The following is a 20,365-nucleotide window of genomic DNA, read 5'->3' on the forward strand; positions in this document are numbered from 1 at the left end:
CAGGCAGCAGGCTTCGGTGCCGCCGTCCCCCTGGACCCCGACGACCGGAGTAGTTCGGCTCAGCTGCGCGTGGCCGAACAGTTAAGTAGCTCGCTGTTGATCTTTAGATCAACTGAGCGGAGCGAGTCTCGAAAAAAGTATGTTGCACCGGGAGTGGAGACTTTGCGGTGCTCTCCTGCAAAGTCGTAACGTGAGGTGCAACGTACTTAGAGGTGGCTGGGCAGCAGCGGTGGCCAGGCCGGCGCAGGGCTGCGCACAGGTGGGGGCCCCTGGCACCCGTTTCCGCTGCGTGGCGGGCTGTGTAGAGGGGTGTCAGAGTTCAGAGAGAAGGGATGTGAATAATGTTGGTTACTTAAAAAGACCTTCATGTTCGCATGCGGGGCCGGGGGAGTACGTATGGATGGCTCGGGCAAGTCTCTGACCGCTGTTTCTTTTACCCACCAGGATCTGATTCAGGATGAGCACGGCGGCTGGTTTCACCTGCCCACCCTGCGCGCGCTGCACGCAGCCGGGCGCTTGGCACCCGACAGTGCGGGCTACGTTCTGCTGCTGCACGACGCGGCGCTGAACCGGCCACGCCTGATTTCCTGAGCCTCTTACAGTCGCTCGCTGTTGAGCTGTAGATCAGGCGAGCGGTGAAAACGATGCGCCGTACCGGGAATGGCAGCCTTTCGGCACTCTTCTGAACCGGTACAAGGGGAGCGGCGAAACCCTTGGCCCTGGGGCCGCCCGGACCGCTGCGCCTGTTCCCCCAGCGGTTCGGTGGAGGCCGCCGGGCCCCGCCATGCTCTAGCCTGCGGCATGGACGACTCTCCGCGAATTCCAGGCCGCCAGACCGTGCTGGTGGCCAACGACGACGGCATTTTCAGCCCCGGCATCAAGGCCCTGGGCCAGGCCATGGCCACCTTTGCCCACGTGATTGTAAGTGCGCCAGACGTGGAACAGAGCGCTGTGGGCCACGGCATCACCATTCGCCGCCCGCTGCGCTTCAAGCACACGGCCGCCGCTGGCTTTGGTGAGATCCCCGCCTACCGGGTGGACGGCACGCCCGCCGACTGCGTGGTGCTGGGCGCCCACCTGACCGGGCGGCCCGACCTGGTGGTCAGCGGCATCAATCTGGGTCCCAACCTGGGCGACGACCTGACCCATTCCGGCACCGTGGCGGCGGCCATTGAGGGCATGACCCTGGGCCTGCCCGCCATTGCCTTCAGCCAGCAGGCCACCCCCGGCGGCGAGTACGATTTCCAGGCCAGCGCCGCCTACGCCGCGCGGCTGGCCCAGGCGGTACTGGCGCGGGGGCTGCCGCCACGCACGCTGCTGAACGTGAATTTTCCCCACGGCACCCCGCGCGGCGTGCGGGTCACGCGGGTGGGCGAACACCGCTGGGAAGACACCATCGTCACGCGCGCCGACCCCGAGGGCCGCGATTACCACTGGGTGGCGGGCACCAGCCGCGCCGCCGATGCCCACGACGAGACCACCGACTACGGCGCGGTGCAGGCGGGGTACATCAGCGTGTCCCCGGTGCGCATTGACCTGACCGCGCGCGACCTGCTGGCCGAGGTGCAGGGGTATCTGCCGGACCTGAAGTGAGGTACAGGGATTGGCTTTACCCCCGGTCCTGGCCTCTGATGATCTGGTAGTCAATGGGCTTGAAGGTGCCGTTGTTGCTGCCCTCGGCCGAGCAGGCGGTCAGGCCCACCACAAGGTCCATCTCGGCGCGCAGTTCCAGGCGTTGCCCGGCGCGCGACAGGGGCGGGGCGATCACCACGCGCCCGCGCTCGTCCACGCGCACGTTCATGAAGATGTTCAGCGTGGTGGGAATCTGGTCCGGGGCAATGCCGTAGGGCGCGAAGGCCGCCACCAGATTGCCAAAGCAGCTGGGGTGCCCCTCGGCGGTGCCGGGCGGGTACAGGATCTCGAAGGTCTCGGTGGAGCACGGGGTCAACAGAAAGTCGTGCTGGCCCACATCGTCGCGCAGCAGGGTGAACATGGGGCGGCTGCGGTTGCTGTACAGCACATGCCCGGTGGTCAGGTAGATGGTTTCGTTGTAGTCAAAGGTGCGCCCTGAGGACAGCCATTCCTCGCGGCCCTCGGCGGCAAAGGCCATCAGGTCGGCCACCTGTTCGCCCTGTGGGTCAATGACCACCAGTACGTCGCCGCGCCGCAGTTCAAAACCGGCGCCAGTCTGGGGGGGAATACGCTGGGTGGAAACGGTCATGGCCCTAGCCTATCCGGCTGCTCGCCCGTGACGGCGTGCGCGGCGACAGTCGGGGCTGCCTGGGTCACGGCGAAGCTCAACTGTGGCCGAACGGGCAGCGGCCCTTCGGTGCCTGGGCTTGCGGAGCCTGGGGAAAGGGCGCGGTCCAGTCGGCCTCCACGGCGCGGCCGGAATACTGCCGGGCCTCCGTGACCTCGCCGTGGTTGGCCAAGTTGGGGTTGAGGCTGCCCTGCAGTTTCAGTTCACGCGCGCGGATGGTCTCCTGCATTCGCCCGTAGCGGCCGGAATCGCGCAGCGCCTGAAACTGACGGTGGGCGTTGAACACCAGCGCCGGAAACGGCAGGGTGCGGGCCATGCGGCTGCTGCCTGGGTGCAGGCCAATGATGAAAAAGGCCCGCCCTGCAAACGAAAAGCCAAAACGGGGGTCACGCGGATCAGCGCTGACCTCGGGGCTGTAGGGCGCCGTGTCCAGGCGGTGCAGGGCGCGCAGCAGCGCCCACAGCTGGGCTTCAAACGCTTCCTCGGACTCCGGGGCCCCGCCGAAGGTGGCAATCATGCTGGTAAAGTCCGACCCCATGCGGTCCTGGTCAGTCACGAACCGCGCCAGATCCTGGGCCAGGGCGGCGGTGGTGGCCGCCTCGGTCAGGTCGCCGTAGCAGCCCAGTGCGTAGCAGCTGGTGTTCACTGAGGCGCGCGCCGCCACACAGGAAAAGCTGGGGGCCAGCACGGCCTCTCGCAGCGCCGTGTGCCGCGCCTGGACCTCTGGGGTGACGGGGCCGCCGGTGGGCTGGGGCTCGCCGCTGCAGATCAGGTGGTAGCTGCTGGCAAAAGGGGAAGAGGGGGGCCGCCGAACCGGCTGGCGGGAAAGAAGCTGGGTCATGGGGGTGGCCTCCTGGGGCAGTCACAGGGCGCGCCGTGCGCCGTCAGGAGGTCACCCTAGGGAGGCCGGGGGCGGCCATCAGGAAGAAATACCCGAATCTGGGCGACGTCTAAATGCCCGGCCAAGTCTGCCTCAAGCGCTGCTCTGGACCGCCAGGGGTGGCGCTGAGGAAGCTGAGAAGTTGGGCAAGGCCGAAGGCGGGGTGCGCTGCGCCGGCTAGGGCAGGCCGCGCTGGCAACGGTCGCTCAGGATATCGGCCTGTGCCCCCAGGCGTTCCTGCGCCTGATCGGAGGTGCCCGGGGCCACGGGGGCCTGCCCGATCTGGCCAGGGCCCACCAGCACGAAGTGTGCTGCCAGAGCAGCCTGGAAGGGCGCAGGGGTGCTGTTCCATCGCCAGAGTCCCGTCTTTTCTCTCATTCGCTCTGCTGGGCAGCTCTACGGGTCCACCCACTCCCCCTCGCCCTCGGCTCGCCGGAGTCCCGTATAAGCTGCTGGCATGAGGTCCTTTTTTCGGGCGTATACCGAGCTGGTGGCTCAGCACCCACACCTGTCGCGCCTGCTGCTGCCCCTGCTGGTGATCGGGGCGGCCAGTGCCATTTTCCTGGCTGGACGGGCTGCCGGTGAGTTTCTGTATTTCGTCACCCACCCCTGAGCCACAGGTCGAATTTTCGGGTGAGGCAAGGAGTGGGCGCCGGTCTACACGACCTGCGCCAGCTATGCAGAGGCGGCCGGGTCCGGGGTGCCGCCGAACGCCACGCGGCCCAGCAGAGCCGTCAGGAGGAGCGTTCCGTCAGGCTTGGCCTCACGGCGCCGTGTTCACGCGCACTTGAGCGGCAGGCACCGGCGTGAAGGTCAGCTGGCGCAGGTCGGTGCCGTTCACGCGGTAGACGAGCAGCGCCCGCTGGCCTTGCTGGCTGGCGAACAGCAACTCGGGCAGGGTGCTGACCACGCGCGCAAAGCCAGTGTCCTGGCCCTGGGCCAGCGGCGCCGGCAGCTGGCCATTCTGCACAGGATTCAGGGTCAGAGTGTACAGGCGCCCACTGGGGGCGGCACTGCGCACGAACGCGGCGTTGCTGAGGGTGGCATACAGAGCGCCGTCCGGGGCCTGGACAAGCAGGCGGTGGCCAGCCGGGTCGGGCGTCAGGGTGGCGGGCGTGACCCCCAGGGCGGTGCCCATTTGACCGGGCACCCGGGGCAGATGCGGGCTGAGCTGGTCGTACATGATCCGGGCGTACAGGTCGGTGGCCAGGACCGGGGCCGCTGGACTGCCCAGCTGCAGGCGGGCCGGGCCAACGGTCAGGGTGGGGTTGCGCAGCCCCGTGATCTGCAGCGGGACCGTGAGGCTCTGCTTGAGGGCGTACACCAGCGCCGCGCCGCTCACATAGGTGTCGGCCCCCACCTGCTGGGTCTGGTACGACAGGTCCAGCACCTGCCGGGGCGACTCGCCGGGAAAGGTCAACTCGACCTGCCGCTGATCGGCCAGGGGCGTCACCGTCACGCCGGCCGCCCGCAGGGCCGCGTAGACATCGGCCAGGCGCAGCAGATTGGCGGCGTAGGTGGGCGGCTGCGCCTGACGGCAATCCTCGGCCAGCGCCGCCTCGCCGTTCGGCGCCGCCAGGGTGCGGCGCAGGTAAGCGGCGTGGGCGGGCTCTACGCGCCCCAGCACGCTGGCCTGCAACTGCGCGCGCCCGGCCGGGGTGGCCTGCAGCCGCTGGGCGGTGGCCGCCGTGGCGCCGGGCACCAGCCGCACATACAGTTCTTCCAGCGTGCAGGCGGGGCCCATGCGGGGGTCCAGGATGGCCTGCACCGTGCCCACCTGCGCGGCGGCCTGCAGGCTCAGCAGCCCGGCAATGCCCAGGGCCAGGGTGCCCCGCACGGCGGCGGGCAGGCTGTGCACGCGGCTCAGCTCCAGGGCAATGGCGCCGGGGTGGCCCAGGTCGCGCAGGGCGGCCTGCTCGGCGGCTTCAGGGCTCAGGCCGCACAGCCGGTGGCGGTACACCTTGTCTTCCACAGCGCCGCGCAGTTCCTGCTGGACGTCGCGTTTCTTCTGGCCCCACAGGCCGCGCGTGGCCCGGCGCACAAACTGGTCCGTGGCGCTCATGCCAGACCGCCAATCACGCCGCGCACGGCGCGGGCAAACTGCTCGTAGCGTTCCCGCTGGGCGCGCAGTTCGGTCTGGCCGCTGGGCGTCAGGGTGTACACCTTTACCGGACTGCCGCCCCGGGGCAGCACCTGAAACTCGCCGCGCAGAAAGCCCTGCTTTTCCAGGCGGTGCAGCGCAGGGTACAGGGTGCCCTCGCGCAGGGCAAAGTACCCGTCGGTGGCGGCCTGCACGTCGGCAATAATCTGGCCGCCGTAGCGGGGGCCATGTTCCAGACTGGCCAGGAGAAGAAGGTCGAGGTGGCCTTTGAGTTGCTGCGCGTCCATGGGGCTCCTTTTCGGGGCCACCGGGGTGACCTCGTTTGGCGATGTACTGACATCGTAAACCGAGGATCATCGGAAAGCAAGGGCGGGTGGGGAGGGAGGTGCCGGCTGAAGCTTGCGGGCAAGGCAGGCTGTCTTGCCCCCGCCCAGCTGCCGACTCAGCGGTGGTCAAGCACCTGAAAGGTCCAGGCACGTACCCCGGCCGGCACGGCCAGCGGCGGCACCTCTGTGGTCCAGCGGCTGGCCACCAGACTCAGCTCCGGCTGGGCCGGGCTGAGCAGCAATTCAGCGCCCAGAAAGCCCGGTTGCCCCGGCAGGCTCTCCAGAAAGGCGTGCAGGGCGGCGCGGCTGGACAGGCCCTGGCGCCCCTCGGCGTAATGCACCCAGGCGCTCATGGATAGAAGCTCAGGGGGTCGCGCGGGGTCCAGTTCTCGCCCGGCCCCCAGCGCAGGTAGGTGCCGAAATGCAGGTGCGGCCCGGTGCTGCGCCCGGTGTTGCCCACCCGCCCCACCAGTTGGCCCTGCACCACCTGTTCTCCGGCGCGCACCAGTGTGGCGCTGAGGTGGGCGTAACGGGTGATCCAGCCGCCGCCGTGCTCCAGCACCACCGTCCAGCCCCAGCCCCGGGCAAAGTCCGCGCGGGCCTCCAGCACCCGGCCAGCCCGCGCCGCCACCACCGGCGTGCCCACCGGCGCGCTGATGTCTATGCCGTAATGCATCTCGTGCTGGCCCAGCAGTTCCCGCTCGCCGTAGCCGCTGCTGACGCTGTGGTGGCCCGTGACCGGCCACAGCCACAGGCCCCGGCCGCCGGCGGTGCTGGCGGTGCGGATGGTGGCGCCGCCCGTGGCTGGGCGGGCCACCGGCGCCGCACCCCCACGCGCCGGAATCTGCAGGGTGGCCCCGGCCCATACGGCCCGCCCGCCCCGGTACTGCGGGTTGGCCTGCAGCAGCGCCCCCAGGCTCACCCCGGCGCGCGCCGCAATGCTGCTCAGGTTCTCGCCCGGGGCCACCACGTAGCGGCGCCCGGGGGTGGGCCGCTCCGGCACGGTCAGCACCCAGCCGGCCTGCAGCGCGCCGCCGCGCAGCCGGGGGTTGCTGGCCTGCAGTTGCGCCGGGCTCAGCCCGTGGCGCGCGGCGATGCCGCCCAGGGTGTCACCCGGCTTCACGCGGTAGGACGCGGCGCTGGTCACCGTGCCCAGCAGAAGCAGACCAACCATGAAGAAACGCTTCACGCCGCGTAGCATAGGTCTCATGCCCGCCGCGCACCGTGAGAAAGCCCGCGCTTCACAGGGCCCCTCATGACCCACCCGCTCCCCACCTCGCCTCTGCGCTTCCAGCCCCCGGACGGCTGCCAGCGCCTGCGCCTGACGGTGGCCTGGGACGGCGCGCCTTACGCCGGTTGGCAGGCCCAGGCCAATGCCCCCAGTGTGCAGGACACCCTGCACGCGGCCTTTGCGCGGCTGGGGCCCGCGCCTTTTCGCCCGGTCGCTGCTGGCCGCACGGACGCGGGCGTCCACGCCGAGGCCATGCCGGTGCATGTGGACCTGCCCGCCGACTTCCGCGTGCCGCCAGCGCGGCTGGCGCGCGCCCTGAACGCGTGGTTGCCCCCCACGGTGGCGGTGCTGGACGCGGCCCCGGCCCCCCCCGGCTTCCACGCCCGGTTTTCCTGCCTGGAGCGGCGCTACGTGTACCGGCTGTGGTGCGCGCCGCAGCGCCATCCGCTGTGGGCGGGCCGGGCGCTGCATGTGCCGCAGCCGCTGGACATGGCCGCCATGAACGCCGCCGCGCAGGCCCTGACCGGCACACACGACTTCGCTGCCTTCGCCACCCAGGAAGACCGCCAGACCGTGCGCGAACTGCGCGCCCTGACGGTGGTGCCGGGCCCCGGGGCAAACGGAGACGGGATCTGGGCCATTCATGTGCACGGCGAGAGTTTCCTGCGCCACATGGTGCGCGGGCTGGTGGGCACGCTGCTACTGGCCGGGCAGGGCAAACTGGACCCGGCCGGGGTGGCGGCCATTCTGCGCAGCCGCCAGCGCGCGCAGGCAGGCGCGAATGTGGCGCCGGACGGCCTGTATTTTGCGGGCGCCCTTTACCCGGGCGACCCGGCCAGCACCACATAGCGTTCCTCGCGGTAGGGCAGGCCCTGGGGCCCGGCCTGCTGGTCCCAGTCAGGCAGGCGCCCGGATTCCTGCATCCAGTCGCAGCGCGTGGCCCAGGCCTCGCGGGTGGGCACGCGCGCCTGCACGCTCACCTGCCATTCGCCCAGCACCGGCCAGCCCACGGCGGCCAGTCGCTGCGGCACCTGCGGCACATGCAGCCGGGGCCCCACGTACAGAAAGCGGGCGCCGGGCGCCGCCAGTTCAGGCAGGCGCAGGATGACACTGGTGGGCCCCCGCCGCGACACGATCAGATCAAAGGGGCCGCCCAGTGCCGCCGGAATGTCCCCCTTGCCGTTCCAGGCCACAAACTCGGCACCCGGCGCCTTTGCCCGCGCCTGGGCCAGAAAGGCCGGGGCGAAATCGTAGCCCACCCAGCGCGCTGCCTGGGGGCCAAAGCGCGCGGCGTCCGGGCCATGGCCGCAGCCGGCGTCCAGCACGTGCGTTTGCGGGGTCAGCAGGTCGGCCAGCAGCAGGTCAAAGGACAGTTCTGGGTCAGGGCCGTCCAGGGTCCGGGGCCAGGGGTGGCAGTACTCGCCGCGTTCACGGGCCAGGCGGGCGTACCACGCGCGGGAATGGGGCTGGTCAGTCATCGGGTCACCGTAGCGTCGGCTTCGGCTCGGCCACATCCGCCATGAAGCCCAGCCGGGGGAAGCGCTCACCCTGCCGCGTGGGCCGCCACTTAGCCTCGGCCCATGGCTGAACCCGTGGTGTTTCCTGGCCCCCGCCCCCCAAAAGACGGCCTTCAGCCGCCCTGGCGCGGTGGGCTGGTGGGCTGCGGCGCCCTGAGTGCCGCCACCCTGCTGCGGGTGCAAGCCGGGCGCCAGGGCCTGAATTTGCCCGCCCGCGATGAGCTGGCCCGGGAACTGGCCGTGTGGCAGGGGGCCTTCGCCGTGCCCCTGACCGGCGGCTGGCGGGCCACCTGGCCGTGGCGCTGGCTGGGCGGCCTGAACGGCTATCTGGCGGCGGGGGGCCTGCCCCTGCGCGCCCGGGGCCTGTGGGGCGTGCACCGGGGCCCCGTGCTGGAACGGCATCTGGCGCGGCTGTTTGCGGCCGGGGTGCCGGTGGTGGGCCTGGAATTCAGCCTCCGGCAACAGCATTACGGGGTGCTGCGTGCCTATCAGCCGGGCGGCGACCTGCGCGCGGTCCTGAATGCCAACGGCGAACCGCTGATCCTGAGCCCCCGCGTGGGGGTGGGCGGCGTGTTCTGGGTGGAGCCGCGCTGACGCAGAGGTCTTCACAGGGCAAGCCAGCCAGCCCCACAGCAAAAAGCCCCACCGCGAGGGGTAGGGACTTTCTGTGGTGGCCAGGGCCGGACTTGAACCGGCGACCCAACGATTTTCAGCAGATGTTCGCTCTACCACCTTCGCAAAAGCCGTCCAGAACAGTATAAATCTGTTTCCTGCACCTGTCAAAGTCGGTTTGGAGCACACGACTACGCTTCAGTCATATCGGTGAGAATGATATCCCAGAGCGGGTTTTGGGGCCCTAAGAATACAGCACACAAGAGATTGTTTACCCATTGCGGTGGGAAACCCCGTATAGAACGTCAAATCTCGTTACGCATCCCTTTGCGTCCCTGGTCACCCTCTGGTGAGTCAGGGCTTTTCCTTTGGAGGAACATATGCACTACGTCGATATCGAGCTCGTTCGCACTCGCCTCTTGAATACAGAAGTTCCCTCTGGGGTTTGCAAAGAGTATCTCCAACTCCTCTCCAGCTTGAATGCCCTGAGCCTCCTGCTGACCCCAGCTATGGACGCCGATGAGGATGAAGCAGGGGGAGAGACACTGATGCGCCTCTTCCAGAGCCATATGAGTCGCCGAGAGGCCTTGGAGGTTGAGTACCCAGAACTGGGCGTCCTGGTTAGGCCGGGAGGGTGGCAGGGCAATTAATGACCTGAGGGCAGCCGAAGCGAGGTTGGCTGCCCTGTTCACCTTTATGGCCTCCCTCAGAAGGCATTGGGGCTATGGTAGCCATACCCATGAAAATCGCCGACATCCTGAGTCAGATAGACATGAATACGGTGGCCCTTCCAGAGTTCCAACGTGGCTATGTCTGGAATCGTGACCAGGTGCGTGGGCTCATGCGCTCGCTCTACTACAGATATCCGGTCGGTGGATTGCTGACCTGGAAGACGAAAGGGGAAGCAACCGCAACCAGGGGGACACAGGTTTCAAGCGGCACCACTGTAAGTCTCCTCCTAGATGGCCAGCAGCGAATGACAAGCTTGTACGGCGTCATGCGGGGGAAGCCACCTAAGTTTTTCGATGGCAATGCAAAAGCGTTTACTGGACTCTATTTTAACCTTGATACTGAAGAGTTTGAATTTTATGCTCCTCAAAAAATGCAGAACAATCCTATTTGGCTGAATGTCACTGAGCTTTATGTAGATGGTGGGAAGCTAGGCAGCCTAGGAGGTCTACTTTTTTCCACGATGCCCGAAAAAGCACCTCAATATTTCGAGAGAGCCAGTCGCCTAAGGAATATCGGTGATATTGATATTCATATTGAAGAAATCATCGGAGAAGACAAAACAATTGAGGTTGTTGTCGATATCTTCAACAAGGTCAACAGCGGGGGAACTAAGTTGTCCAGTGGTGACCTTGCTCTGGCTAAAGTGTGCGCAGAGTGGCCAGAAGCACGAGAGGAAATGCAAAAGGCCCTTCAAGAGTGGGCTAAGGCTGGCTTCCATTTCAAGCTGGACTGGTTGATGCGTGTTATCAACGCAGTTGTGACTGGCGACGCGTACTTCTCGGCGCTTTCCAGCGTCTCCTCGGAGCAATTCAAGCAGGGGCTGGCCGATGCAAAAAAAGCGGTCAACAGGCTCTTGAACCTCATCAACTCTTACCTCGGACTTGACAGCGACCAAGTCCTGGGCAGTCGATACTCCTTTCCTCTGATGGCGCGGTATGTACACGTGCGCGGCAAAGACTTTAACAACGGCGTAGAGCAGCAGGCACTTCTCTACTGGTACATCCATACATTCCTCTGGGGCCGATACGCGGGCTCAACGGAAAGTGTCCTGGCCCGCGACCTGAACCTCATCTCCAACCCCAATGGAGCCCTGGACCGCCTGATTGCCGACCTTCAACGTGACCGTGGGGACCTGCAGCTCAAGGCGGCTGATTTTGAGGGTGCCACCAAAGGTGCCCGGTTCTACCCGTTGCTGTACATGATGACTCGCGTGAGTCACGCACGTGACTGGGGCAATGGTGTGGAGCTAAGAAACGCCCTGCTGGGCAATCTGAGCCAATTGCAAGTTCATCATGTCTTTCCGCAGGCCCAACTCAAAAAAGCTGGCTACAACCGCCAGCAGGTCAATGCCCTCGCGAATTTCACGTTCCTGACTCAGGACACAAATCTGGAGATATCCGATGCGCTGCCCAAAGAATACCTGCCAATCTATGAGGCGAAGCATCCAGGTGTCCTGGAATCGCACTGGATGCCCCTGGATGCTGCCCTCTGGTCCCTGGACCAGTACCCAGCGTTTCTGGCTAAGCGCCGCGAGCTCTTGGCACAGGCGGCAAATAAGTTCTTGAAGAGCCTGGTCGGCGGCACCATCACTGCACCATCAGAGACGCCGGAGGACTCTCTCCCTACGGGCGGGGCTATTGTTGACGACTCTGAAATCAATGTTCTGAACGAAGTAAATGCTTGGCTGAACGCTCTTCAACTGCCTGAAGGAGATTCCAGATACGAGTTGACCTCCGAACAGGGTGAGGTGCTCGCCACACTCGACCTCGCATGGCCTAATGGCCTTCAGGAAGGTCTGAGCCAGCCAGTCGCGCTCTTGTTGGACGAGACCGATGAGACGCACTCAGCAGTCAACCAGGCCGGCTATCTCTACTTCACCGACGTAAGCTCATTTAAGGCGTACGTCGAAAGGAACGTCTTGGCAGTGGAGCACGGCTCGGCTGTCAGTTCAAACTAGGCGAGGGAAGCAGGTGGTGGCCATGTGCGACATGCCGACGACGCCAGACGGCCACCACGAATTGGAGCCGGACAACACGTATCAGGAACGAGTCCATCATAAAGCTGCTGACATAGACTGACGTGCAGAGCGAGAAAGCCTTACGGTAAGCATCAGAGGTATCCATGGTCACTGAGGTCGTCCTAAAAACGGCAAACATGAAAGCTGGGAGTTGGGGCGACCCCATCTGGATTGCAGAGCTGCAACGAGGAGAAAGCAAAGGGCAGATTCACAGCCCCTCCTTAGCCACACATATGCGTCTTCTTCCTGAAGCCCTCCTTGAAGCGCTCAAGTACGCAAAAGAGCACTGGCCAGATGACGTTGTGCTTGTGCACTGCCGTAACGAGTACGTCGTCCTGGGAATGGTGGCCTGGAGGTTTAACTGGGCTAGTAACGGGTGGCTCAAAGCGGATGGTTCGCCGTTAGAGCACCAAGACTTATGGCCTCAGCTCCATGACCTTGCCAAAGATTTGACGGTCCTCTTCGCCGATGCCCACCTCTATAAGAACCGCGCGACAACATCAAGAAGCTCTACCGTTGCGAAGCACTTCAACCAACATGACGCTCTACTTCGGAAACTGGAGCTTGGACCATACTCCCCATTATTTTGAAGGGTTGAATGCTGCCGGTTGCTGTTGGAGCGCCAGCACTGATGCTGTTTGGGAAGACGAGAGTCAGGATGCGCCTGACTCTCACTCTGTTGTTAAGACACGAGTTTTAACAAGGCCTCTTGCACTTCTCGCAGGGGCTCTAGGACCAAGCTTTCCCAATCATCCAGTTCCTCTTCGCTGCGTGCGTGCAGTTCCAGGAGTTGGTCGTAGGCCTCCAGCAATTTCTGGCTCCGTGCCGTATCAGGGTTAGCGATGTCGTCAGTTCGGCGTTCTAGCTTCTCCAGGCGTCGGGTGAGTTGGTCGTGTCTAGTGTCCTTGAGAGCCAAATAAGCCTCAGCCTCGACCTGCACTTCATTCAACATGGAAAGCTTCTCGCGCAGACGGTTGCGGAGGTCAATCAGTGTCATGTTGACGGCCATCAGAAGAGGGGCACGTCTTCGTGAGCTGTGGCGGCGGCAGCTGTCTCAGTACCCGTTGTCGTCACCAGCAGCACTTGCGCCAACTGCTTCTGTAGTTCTGCAACGGTTTCACAGGTCATCTTTGTGATGAGCAAGTCCTCGCGCTCAGCTCCAAAGTGACAGGGCGCATTGATGTCTCCAGCCAGTGCGGTTGCAAGAACTTCGGCTTCAAGAGTTCGCTCATCAGCTTTGAGATAGCTTTCGAGCAAACCAAGAAGATTGATGATTTCTGGGACGAGTGCATCGATATTAGGCGCGGACATGGGTTCCTCCTGCGGCATCTGTAGGGCGAGTCCAAGGACTCTTGGCGATGAACTTGCGCCAGGATGCTCAGGAGCGTGAATTTCGCCAACCGCACCCGGTGTCTCAGGTGGGAAAAAGGACATGGGGTTGTCCGAAGTCAGGCGGTGAGCCTTTACAGCTCACACTCCAGCATCGCGGTCTGTAGTGGGCAGCCCGGCGCGCTTACTGGGTTATCAACGCTTCTCCACTCCGTGTCCCAACTCGGTGGTCTCTACGTTGTCCTGCTTCGGCCTTACCATTCGGCAAACTATCCGGGGCTTACGGATGGCACGTCGTGGGACAATTCCAGCGCCATCTCCGATTGAACATAAATAATCGTGTGCTGCCTGACCGTTGTCAAGACCCCCAACGCCCCTTCTGCGATGGCAATCTTTTCGTCTGAGAGCCACTTTTCAGCGTTTAGGATGGGCGGTAACGCGTGCTTCTTTGCGCTCATGAGGTCTCTCCATGACAACGTATGACCGTCTGCTGGACCGTCCACTTCGTTCCCCTATTTTTCCTGAGCCTGTGCGGGTCATCCGAGTCGAGAAAGCTGGAATGCGCCAGAAGGTCATCGCCGCAGGCCTGACCACCCAACGTATCCACCAGCGCATGCTCGACGCTGCCTCAATGGACAGCTTGATGGCGTTGGTGGCCGAATTGAAAACGGATTTCCAGGGTGACCCGGAGCTGTTCGCTCTGGGCGTTGAGGCCCGGCGCATTCAGCTAGGCTACACCTTCGACCCCTTCTTCGCCGTGTCGGCGAGCCGGATTGACCCGCTTCCCCACCAGCTGGAAGCGGTGTACGGCGTTCTGCTCAAACGGCCCCGGATTCGCTTCCTGCTGGCTGATGACCCAGGCGCCGGCAAGACGGTCATGGGCGGCCTGCTCCTCAAGGAGTTGGGGTATCGCAAACTGCTGGGCCGGGTGCTGATTGTCACCCCGGCGAACCTCACGGACCAGTGGCGACGCGAAATGCGCGACAAGTTTGGCGAGACTTTTAAGGTCATTAACCGGGATGTGGCTGGGCTGGCCTACGGCGAGAATCCCTGGGAAAGCGAAGACCTGGTGGTTACCAGCGTGGACTTCGCCAAACGCGAGGCCAATCTCGAACATCTGCGCCGTGTCCACTGGGACATGGTCATCGTGGATGAAGCCCACCGCCTGTCCGCGACTAAGTACGGTTCGGAAATCAAGCGCTCGCAGCGTTACAAGCTAGGCGAAGTGCTCTCGCAAACGAGCGCCCACATGCTCCTGTTGACGGCCACACCTCACCAGGGCGACAACGAGAAGTTTCGGTTGCTCCTCGACCTCTTGGAGCCTGACCTTTTTGCCACCACACGTCTTCTGGAAGAGGCCGCAGCGCGGGGGGAAAACCCCATCATGCTGCGCCGCCTGAAAGAAGACATGACGGACTTCGACGGCAAGCCCCTCTTTCCTCCGCGCTATGTTCATACCCCTCAGTTCAAGCTTTCCCCCAGTGAACGTGCTCTCTACGAGCATGTGACGGACTACGTCACCAAGCACTTCCGCAAAGCCTGGGATGACCGCAAGCGCAACGTGGGCCTGGCCATGACGGTGCTACAACGGCGACTGGCCAGCAGTTCGTATGCCATCAGCCGCTCGCTGGAAAACCGGCTGAAACGGCTCGAAGCCCTGAAGGATGACGTCAACAACCTAGCGGATGACCCGTATCTGGGTTACACCGAGGACGAGCTCGAAGACCTGCCTGAAGAGGAGCGCTGGGAGCTGGAAGACCGCCTTGCCGAGCGCCTTACCCTGGCCCGCAATCTGCCTCAGCTGGAGGCTGAAATCCGGGAGTTGGAGTCGCTGAGCCGCGAAGCCCGCCTTCTGGCGAAGCTGGAGCAGGACCGCAAGTTGCAGGAACTTCTACGGGTGCTGACCAGCCTGGGCAGCGAGAAGCTTTTGGTGTTTACCGAGCACAAGGACACGCTGACCTTCCTGGTCGGTGTGCTGAATAAGCAGGGCTACGCGGTGACCCATATTGACGGCAGCATGGGCCTGGAAGAGCGTGTGAGTCGGGAGCGGGAATTCCGGGATTCAGCCCAGGTCATGGTGGCCACCGAAGCCGCAGGCGAAGGCATCAATCTTCAGTTCTGCTCGGTCATGGTCAACTACGACCTCCCCTGGAATCCCACCCGTCTGGAACAGCGCATGGGCCGCATTCACCGCTACGGGCAAAAGCTTGAGGTTCATATTCACAACTTGGTCGCCGAAGGGACCCGTGAAGGTGACGTGCTGGCCCTCGTCTTGCAGAAGCTGGAAGTGATGCGCGAGCAACTCGGCAGTGACCGCGTGTATGACGTGGTCGGAGAGTTGCTGGGGGACGTGGACCTTGAAAAGTTGATGCAGGAGATGATGCTGGGCCGCAAGAGTCTGGCCGAAATCCAGGCGATGGTGGAGGCTCGTCTGTCGCCTGACCGTGTCAACTACCTGAAGGAAGTCACGCTAGAGGCACTGGCCAAGCGGGACGTGGACCTCTCCCGCCTCCGCGCCGACCGGGAGCACAGTGAGCTGACCCGCATCCAACCGGAGTACACCTCCCGCTTCTTCATTCAGGCGCTGACCAAACTGGGTGGCGAGGTCACAGCGCGGCAGGACAACCTGTACCGCATGCGGGTGCCCTATGAGTTGCGCTCCAAGGGCCACAACGTCAAGAGCGAGTACGCCAAGACGACCTTCGACAAGCGGGCGGCCTACGACGCGGACTTCCTCGCACCAGGGCACCCCCTATTCGACCTGGTCCTCCAGGAGACACTGGCCTTGGCCCAGCCCGTCATGCGGCAGGGGGCAACATTTGAGCTCGATGGCCTGTCGAAAGACGCTGTGATGGGTTTCTACGAGTTGGCGGTGGTAGATGGCCGGGGAACGACTGCTTCGCAGCGGCTCTTTGCGGTTCAGCACCAGCCTGACGCTGACGCATTGCCAACACTGGTTTCTCCAAGGCTGCTCGTGGACGCGTTGCCCTCAACGCCCGAACATGCGCCTGACAGCGAGGCTCTTCAGGACCGGCTCGAAGGATGGCTGCTGGACACTCAGCTCGAAACCTATGAGGAAGAAGTGCGCGGCGAGCGGCTCCGGGAGGTTGACATCCGGAGGCGTTACGGCAGCCGCAGTCTGGACCACCTCATCAGGGAGTCCACCCGAAAACTCACCCAGCACAAGCTCAAAGGCGCGCAGGGCGAGGACATGAAACTGCCTATCGGCCAGGAGGAACGCCGTCTGCGTGTTCTCCAGGAGCGTCAGAGGAGCTTCGAAGCCGAACTGGAGCAGGAAAGCCAGCTTATTCCTGAACCCGCGCAACTGCTCGCCCTGGCCCTCCTGCGGCCCCTCAAACCAGTCGAGCAGGGGCTTCCCAAAGAGGACGACCCTGACGTCCGGAAAGCGGTGGAACTTGCCGGCATGCGCGTGACTGAAGAGTATGAACGGCAGCAGGGCCGTGTCCCCGCCGACGTGAGCGCAGAGAACGTGGGCTATGACATCCGCAGTGCCGGACCACAGGCCAATGCCGATGGCAAGTCACAAGAGGTGCGGTTTATCGAGGTCAAGGGCCGGGCGGGCGTTGGACCGGTCGTCCTCACCCCGAACGAATGGATTACTGCGGGCCGCTTAGGAGACGCCTATTTCCTGTATGTCGTGACCCAGGCGCTCAGCACACACCCACAGCTGACCATTGTCCAGAACCCGGCCGCCAAACTCACGCCAGGACAGGAGGTCACGGTGTTGCACTACGTGATTTCCACCGACGAATGGCAGCGGGCCGGAGAGCAGACCGAGGAGCACGCATGAACGACCAGCAAAGCTTGTTCGACAGCGTGCTTGTTCCCGCAGGAGAAAAGCCCAACGCGTTCTCTTCGGTCCCAGACCTGATTCACCTAATCGAGGGCTGGCGGGCCACCCTGAATGACCTGGACGGTCCAGGTCGGCGCTGGCTGGTCACCCCCTGGCTCACCACTCGGCACGCCGACCTGCTCGGCAGCGTACAGAAGGGCGACCGTCTGCTCATCCGGGGACATGCCTCCGATTTCCTCACAGGCATGTCAGACCTGAGGGCCGTCAAGGCCTTCAAAGAGTGGGGTGTAGAGGTGCAGCGGCTGCCTGCCCTGCACGCCAAGGTGTACGCCCGCGAGGAGGCTGGCCAGGGGGTTCTGTGGCTCGGCAGCGCCAATCTCAGTAACCGGGGCGAGCACGGTACCCCACGCGGCGGTCAGGTGGAGGCCATGAGCGGTCCCCATCCCTTGACCTCCCAGGCGCTGACAAAACTGGAATCCTTGTGGCGTGACAGTTTGCCTCTCGACTTCACGACCATCCAGCGCGAGATTGACGAACTGGCCAAGGAACGTGAGCGCCTGAACGACCTGCTGGTTAATCATTCCGCTTCGGGCGTGCTCGCGGTGCGCCTCTCCTTCCGGCTGCTGACTGGGCAATACACGATGACCCCAGAATCTCTGGGTCACGCCAGCTCTCAGGCCCAGGCCAACCGCGTCAAGTACCCCAGTGTGGAGTACATCGACCCGGATATCTCTCAGCTGGCGCAGCAGTTCCAGAACTTTGTACGTCTCGAACGCCGCCGACTGAACAACCTGCTGGAGGCCGTTCCCGGCATTCGCGGCCTGTTTGTCCTCCGTGCAGAGGACATGGAACTTGTCAAAGAGTTCCTCGGCGAGGTGGAACAGCAAGCGCGCCTCCGCTTCGAAAAGCAGCTCAAAGCCGAGCAGGCACACCTTAGGGAGAACTTCGCCCACAGGTTCAGGGAGGCGTTCCGGCAGTTTCTGACGGAGAAGCGGCAACATGTCGCGCAAACGCCAGAGCAGGCCACGCTTCCTGCGCTGGAGGCGTTCGACGACTATCTGGCCCGCGACCCTTTCCGCATTAGTGCGCAGTTCTTCATTCCACTGGTGAATCAGGATGACCCTGACGATGGCCTCTTGCAGGCGATGCAGCAGGTCCGTGCCCGACAGCGGCTCCTCTGAGCGCCGGTTATCCTGAGTCCCAATGACCGAAGCTGAACTCCGGGACCTTATTGCAGGTGGCGAGACACTGCATGTCGAGTTCAAAAGCGATTCCCCGTCCCAGAAAAGCGGCCTGTCAGATGTGGACTTGCAGGAGGCCGTGGTGTGTCTGGCCAACGCCGAAGGTGGGCTTCTCGTGCTTGGGGTGGAGGACGATGGCACCATTACCGGCCTTCACCCTAGTCATCAGGGACGCCCGGCAAATGGCCTCAGCGGATTTTTGAGAAACGTTCTGCACGGCGCAAGCAGACCGGAAATTCGAGCAGAAATTGTGAACACCCACAACGGACCTGTGGCCGTCATTCACGTTGGCCAGGCTTCCGCGCTCGTCTCTACCAGCCAAGGCCGCATTTTGAAACGTCGTTTCGGTGCCTGGGGCGACCCGGAGTGCGCCATCATTTACCCTCACGAAATTCCGGCCTTGCTGGCGGTAAGGCGCCAGTACGACCACACTCAACAACCTGTGCGTGACCTGGGATTTGAGGCCCTGTCTCTGGCCGAACTTGACCGCATCCGCGGATTCGTGCGCCGGCAGCCACAGGCTGATAAGACCCTGCTGGAACTCGACAATCTGGCCCTGGCGGATGCTCTGAGCCTGGTTTACCGGGAAGGACAGAAGATTTATCCCACTGTGGCGGGTCTTCTGGTCGCTGGGAACATCACTGCCATCCGGGCCTATATCCCCGGGCATGAAGTTGGGTTCCAGCAACTGACAGCTGACCAGGACGTAACGGCCAACGACTTCTACCGTGAACCGCTTCTGCGTATCTGGGAGCTTTACGAGAACTTCTTCCTCAACCGCAATCCCCAGAAGGAACTGCGCCTAGGACTGGAGCGTATCGCAGTCCCACAGTATCCAGAGCGTGCTGTGCGGGAAGCCTTCGCCAACGCTCTGGTCCACCGAGATTACACCCTGCTGAATGCCGTGTACTTCCAGTTCAAGGGGGACAAGCTGACTATCTCTAGCCCAGGCGCTTTTATGGATGGCATCACCGTTCAGAACCTGCTGTACGTTCAGCCCAACCCGCGCAATCCACTCCTTGCTGATATTTTCAAACGTTTGGGCCTCGTGGAGCGCACTGGGCGTGGTGTGCCCAGGATTTTTGGAGATGTGCTGAGCTCAGGACGACCTGCCCCGCATTATCAGACAGACGGCGGCAGTGTCAGCGTAGCTATTCCTGGGGGCGAGGCCGATGTCCGATTCGTTGAGATGGTCATCCGCGCCCAGAACGAACACCAGACCATGGACTGGCGGCATCTGATGGTGATGCATCACCTCTCCAAGGCCAGGGAACTCTCTGCTCAGGAAGCCGCTCCTCTGGCAAACGTCGAGGAAGTTCAGACACGGAACATTCTGGAAGAGTTGCTCGATTGGGGGCTGGTGGAGCGTCGCCGTTCAGGACGGAATGCCACGTATCATCTGAGCGGCGCGGTATACCAGGAACTGAACCAGTTGGATGAGTATGAACGCCGCAAGCAGGCAGAAACCGATGCCGACGAGCAGTGGGTCATTAACCGCATCCGGGAGCGGGGTCGCGTTACACGCCGAGAAGTGATTCAAGACAACCGAATGGAGAAGGGCAAGGCCGAGTACCTACTTCAGCGCCTCCGCAACGAGCAGAAGATTGTGCTGGTCGGCCGTGGTCAAGCTGCCCACTATGTCCTTCCCGAAACGAATTCGGGTTGAATTCGGGTTCAATTCGGGTCCCCACCCCTGTGTGTCTGCCTGCGGGCCAATCTACCGGCTAGGATTTTAGCGTGTTGGCCGGGCACAGCCGGCAACCGGAAGTGCAGCAATTCCGGTTGGAATTCGGGTCAGGCTAGGCTGCCGGAGGGCTCTTCAAAGGCGAGAATTTACAGACTTTCGTCAACGAAATTTCTTGTTTCTGCCACCGACTGGCGACCAGTATCACGGCTTTAATCAATGAGTTTCTATCCCTTCGTAAGGAGATGGTAACTGCGTTACAAATAATTTGGCTGGGCATGAAGAACCTGAAAAACGTAGCGGCAGCCTTAGGCTTCCTCATCGGCGGCATCGCCCTTGGACAGGCACTCAGCTACGACTCCTTGACCTCGGCGGAGAGGAAGTCCAAGACGGATTATGTGGCTGAAGCAAGTGCCATTATCCGTGACTTCCGTACTCAGGTCATCATGGCGGACAGCGCACCGCAGGTCTCTCAGGTCTCCAACGAAGCCACGGCGCAGCTCATGTACATTCAGACCAAACAGAATGCCGAAATCATCCGGCTGCTAAACATCATCGCCAACAAAAAATAACAGAGTCAGTGGCGTCGCCCTCCTCAAACGATGTGCGTGATTTCCATTT

General features: G+C 63.2%; 21 protein-coding genes. 12 read left to right on the forward strand and 9 right to left on the reverse strand.

From position 1 onward, the window contains the following. Window positions 1-396 precede the first annotated feature (396 nt). The gene (locus tag C8263_RS12015; protein ID WP_107138374.1) at window positions 397-591 is read left to right on the forward strand and encodes a hypothetical protein; all 195 of its coding nucleotides are present in this window, start codon (window positions 397-399) and stop codon (window positions 589-591) included. A 210-nt stretch (window positions 592-801) separates the two neighbouring features. Then, complete coding sequence (surE, locus tag C8263_RS12020) at window positions 802-1,593, forward strand: 5'/3'-nucleotidase SurE (RefSeq protein ID WP_107138375.1); 792 nt, start codon at window positions 802-804, stop codon at window positions 1,591-1,593. Between the two features lie 16 nt (window positions 1,594-1,609). On the opposite strand, the gene C8263_RS12025 is transcribed toward surE, so the two are convergent. Together C8263_RS12025 and gntA are read right to left on the reverse strand one after the other, a co-directional pair. After that, complete coding sequence (locus C8263_RS12025) at window positions 1,610-2,221, reverse strand: DUF1989 domain-containing protein (RefSeq protein WP_107138376.1); 612 nt, start codon at window positions 2,219-2,221, stop codon at window positions 1,610-1,612. 76 nt (window positions 2,222-2,297) lie between these two features. Next, window positions 2,298-3,101 (reverse strand): guanitoxin biosynthesis heme-dependent pre-guanitoxin N-hydroxylase GntA, encoded by an 804-nt coding sequence (gene gntA / locus C8263_RS12030; protein ID WP_107138377.1) that lies wholly within the window; start codon window positions 3,099-3,101, stop codon window positions 2,298-2,300. 496 nt (window positions 3,102-3,597) lie between these two features. On the opposite strand from gntA, the gene C8263_RS19305 reads away from it, so the two are divergent. Next, complete coding sequence (locus C8263_RS19305) at window positions 3,598-3,753, forward strand: hypothetical protein (RefSeq protein ID WP_158263792.1); 156 nt, start codon at window positions 3,598-3,600, stop codon at window positions 3,751-3,753. Window positions 3,754-3,903: 150 nt separating this feature from the next. Here the strand turns inward: C8263_RS19305 and C8263_RS12035 are convergent, their stop codons facing one another. The 4 genes from C8263_RS12035 to C8263_RS12050 all read right to left on the reverse strand — a co-directional run bounded on the left by C8263_RS12035 (window position 3,904) and on the right by C8263_RS12050 (window position 6,756). Continuing rightward, window positions 3,904-5,202, reverse strand: a complete 1,299-nt coding sequence (locus C8263_RS12035) for a permease prefix domain 1-containing protein (RefSeq protein ID WP_107138378.1) — start codon at window positions 5,200-5,202, stop codon at window positions 3,904-3,906. Beyond that, window positions 5,199-5,528 (reverse strand): PadR family transcriptional regulator, encoded by a 330-nt coding sequence (locus C8263_RS12040; protein WP_107138379.1) that lies wholly within the window; start codon window positions 5,526-5,528, stop codon window positions 5,199-5,201. Before C8263_RS12040 ends, C8263_RS12035 begins: the two co-directional genes overlap by 4 nt. A 155-nt stretch (window positions 5,529-5,683) precedes the next feature. Continuing rightward, entirely contained in the window at window positions 5,684-5,920 is a 237-nt protein-coding gene (locus C8263_RS12045) for an antibiotic biosynthesis monooxygenase family protein (RefSeq protein ID WP_107138380.1), read from the reverse strand. After that, window positions 5,917-6,756, reverse strand: coding sequence for a M23 family metallopeptidase (locus tag C8263_RS12050; protein WP_233218787.1), 840 nt, complete (start codon window positions 6,754-6,756; stop codon window positions 5,917-5,919). Before C8263_RS12050 ends, C8263_RS12045 begins: the two co-directional genes overlap by 4 nt. Before the next feature lie 66 nt (window positions 6,757-6,822). Here C8263_RS12050 and truA point away from each other — a divergent pair, with 66 nt between their 5' ends. After that, window positions 6,823-7,647: a tRNA pseudouridine(38-40) synthase TruA gene (gene truA, locus C8263_RS12055; protein ID WP_107138381.1), complete on the forward strand. Its 825-nt coding sequence runs from the start codon at window positions 6,823-6,825 to the stop codon at window positions 7,645-7,647. Here truA and C8263_RS12060 read toward each other — a convergent pair. Further along, window positions 7,617-8,276, reverse strand: a complete 660-nt coding sequence (locus C8263_RS12060) for a class I SAM-dependent methyltransferase (RefSeq protein ID WP_107138382.1) — start codon at window positions 8,274-8,276, stop codon at window positions 7,617-7,619. The two genes, truA and C8263_RS12060, sit on opposite strands and share 31 nt — an antisense overlap. Window positions 8,277-8,378: 102 nt before the next feature. Here C8263_RS12060 and C8263_RS12065 point away from each other — a divergent pair, with 102 nt between their 5' ends. The 4 genes from C8263_RS12065 (at window position 8,379) to C8263_RS18935 (ending at window position 12,266) form a co-directional block, all read left to right on the forward strand. Next, window positions 8,379-8,909 carry a hypothetical protein gene (locus C8263_RS12065; protein ID WP_107138383.1) on the forward strand — a complete coding sequence of 177 codons (531 nt, stop codon included), beginning with the start codon at window positions 8,379-8,381 and terminating at the stop codon, window positions 8,907-8,909. A gap of 398 nt (window positions 8,910-9,307) precedes the next feature. After that, a complete protein-coding gene (locus tag C8263_RS12070) occupies window positions 9,308-9,577 on the forward strand; it encodes a hypothetical protein (RefSeq protein WP_107138384.1) in 270 nt (89 codons plus the stop codon). Between the two features lie 89 nt (window positions 9,578-9,666). Continuing rightward, window positions 9,667-11,616 carry a GmrSD restriction endonuclease domain-containing protein gene (locus C8263_RS12075; RefSeq protein ID WP_107138385.1) on the forward strand — a complete coding sequence of 650 codons (1,950 nt, stop codon included), beginning with the start codon at window positions 9,667-9,669 and terminating at the stop codon, window positions 11,614-11,616. Window positions 11,617-11,780: 164 nt separating this feature from the next. After that, window positions 11,781-12,266 (forward strand): ribonuclease H family protein, encoded by a 486-nt coding sequence (locus C8263_RS18935; RefSeq protein WP_146160665.1) that lies wholly within the window; start codon window positions 11,781-11,783, stop codon window positions 12,264-12,266. Window positions 12,267-12,358: 92 nt separating this feature from the next. Here C8263_RS18935 and C8263_RS12080 read toward each other — a convergent pair whose 3' ends face one another. Further along, the gene (locus C8263_RS12080) at window positions 12,359-12,673 is read right to left on the reverse strand and encodes a hypothetical protein (protein WP_146160666.1); all 315 of its coding nucleotides are present in this window, start codon (window positions 12,671-12,673) and stop codon (window positions 12,359-12,361) included. An 11-nt stretch (window positions 12,674-12,684) separates the two neighbouring features. Further along, entirely contained in the window at window positions 12,685-12,987 is a 303-nt protein-coding gene (locus C8263_RS18940; protein ID WP_146160667.1) for a hypothetical protein, read from the reverse strand. Between the two features lie 487 nt (window positions 12,988-13,474). On the opposite strand from C8263_RS18940, the gene C8263_RS12090 reads away from it, so the two are divergent. The 4 genes from C8263_RS12090 (at window position 13,475) to C8263_RS12105 (ending at window position 20,316) form a co-directional block, all read left to right on the forward strand. Next, the gene (locus tag C8263_RS12090; protein WP_107138388.1) at window positions 13,475-16,816 is read left to right on the forward strand and encodes a helicase-related protein; all 3,342 of its coding nucleotides are present in this window, start codon (window positions 13,475-13,477) and stop codon (window positions 16,814-16,816) included. Beyond that, complete coding sequence (locus C8263_RS12095; RefSeq protein ID WP_107138389.1) at window positions 16,813-18,000, forward strand: phospholipase D-like domain-containing protein; 1,188 nt, start codon at window positions 16,813-16,815, stop codon at window positions 17,998-18,000. Before C8263_RS12090 ends, C8263_RS12095 begins: the two co-directional genes overlap by 4 nt. 22 nt (window positions 18,001-18,022) lie before the next feature. Further along, on the forward strand, window positions 18,023-19,726 hold the full coding sequence (locus tag C8263_RS12100) for an ATP-binding protein (protein WP_107138390.1): 1,704 nt from the start codon (window positions 18,023-18,025) through the stop codon (window positions 19,724-19,726). A 296-nt stretch (window positions 19,727-20,022) separates the two neighbouring features. Then, complete coding sequence (locus tag C8263_RS12105; RefSeq protein WP_107138391.1) at window positions 20,023-20,316, forward strand: hypothetical protein; 294 nt, start codon at window positions 20,023-20,025, stop codon at window positions 20,314-20,316. Window positions 20,317-20,365 lie beyond the last annotated feature (49 nt).

Source organism: Deinococcus arcticus, from assembly GCF_003028415.1.
Taxonomy (GTDB): domain Bacteria; phylum Deinococcota; class Deinococci; order Deinococcales; family Deinococcaceae; genus Deinococcus; species Deinococcus arcticus.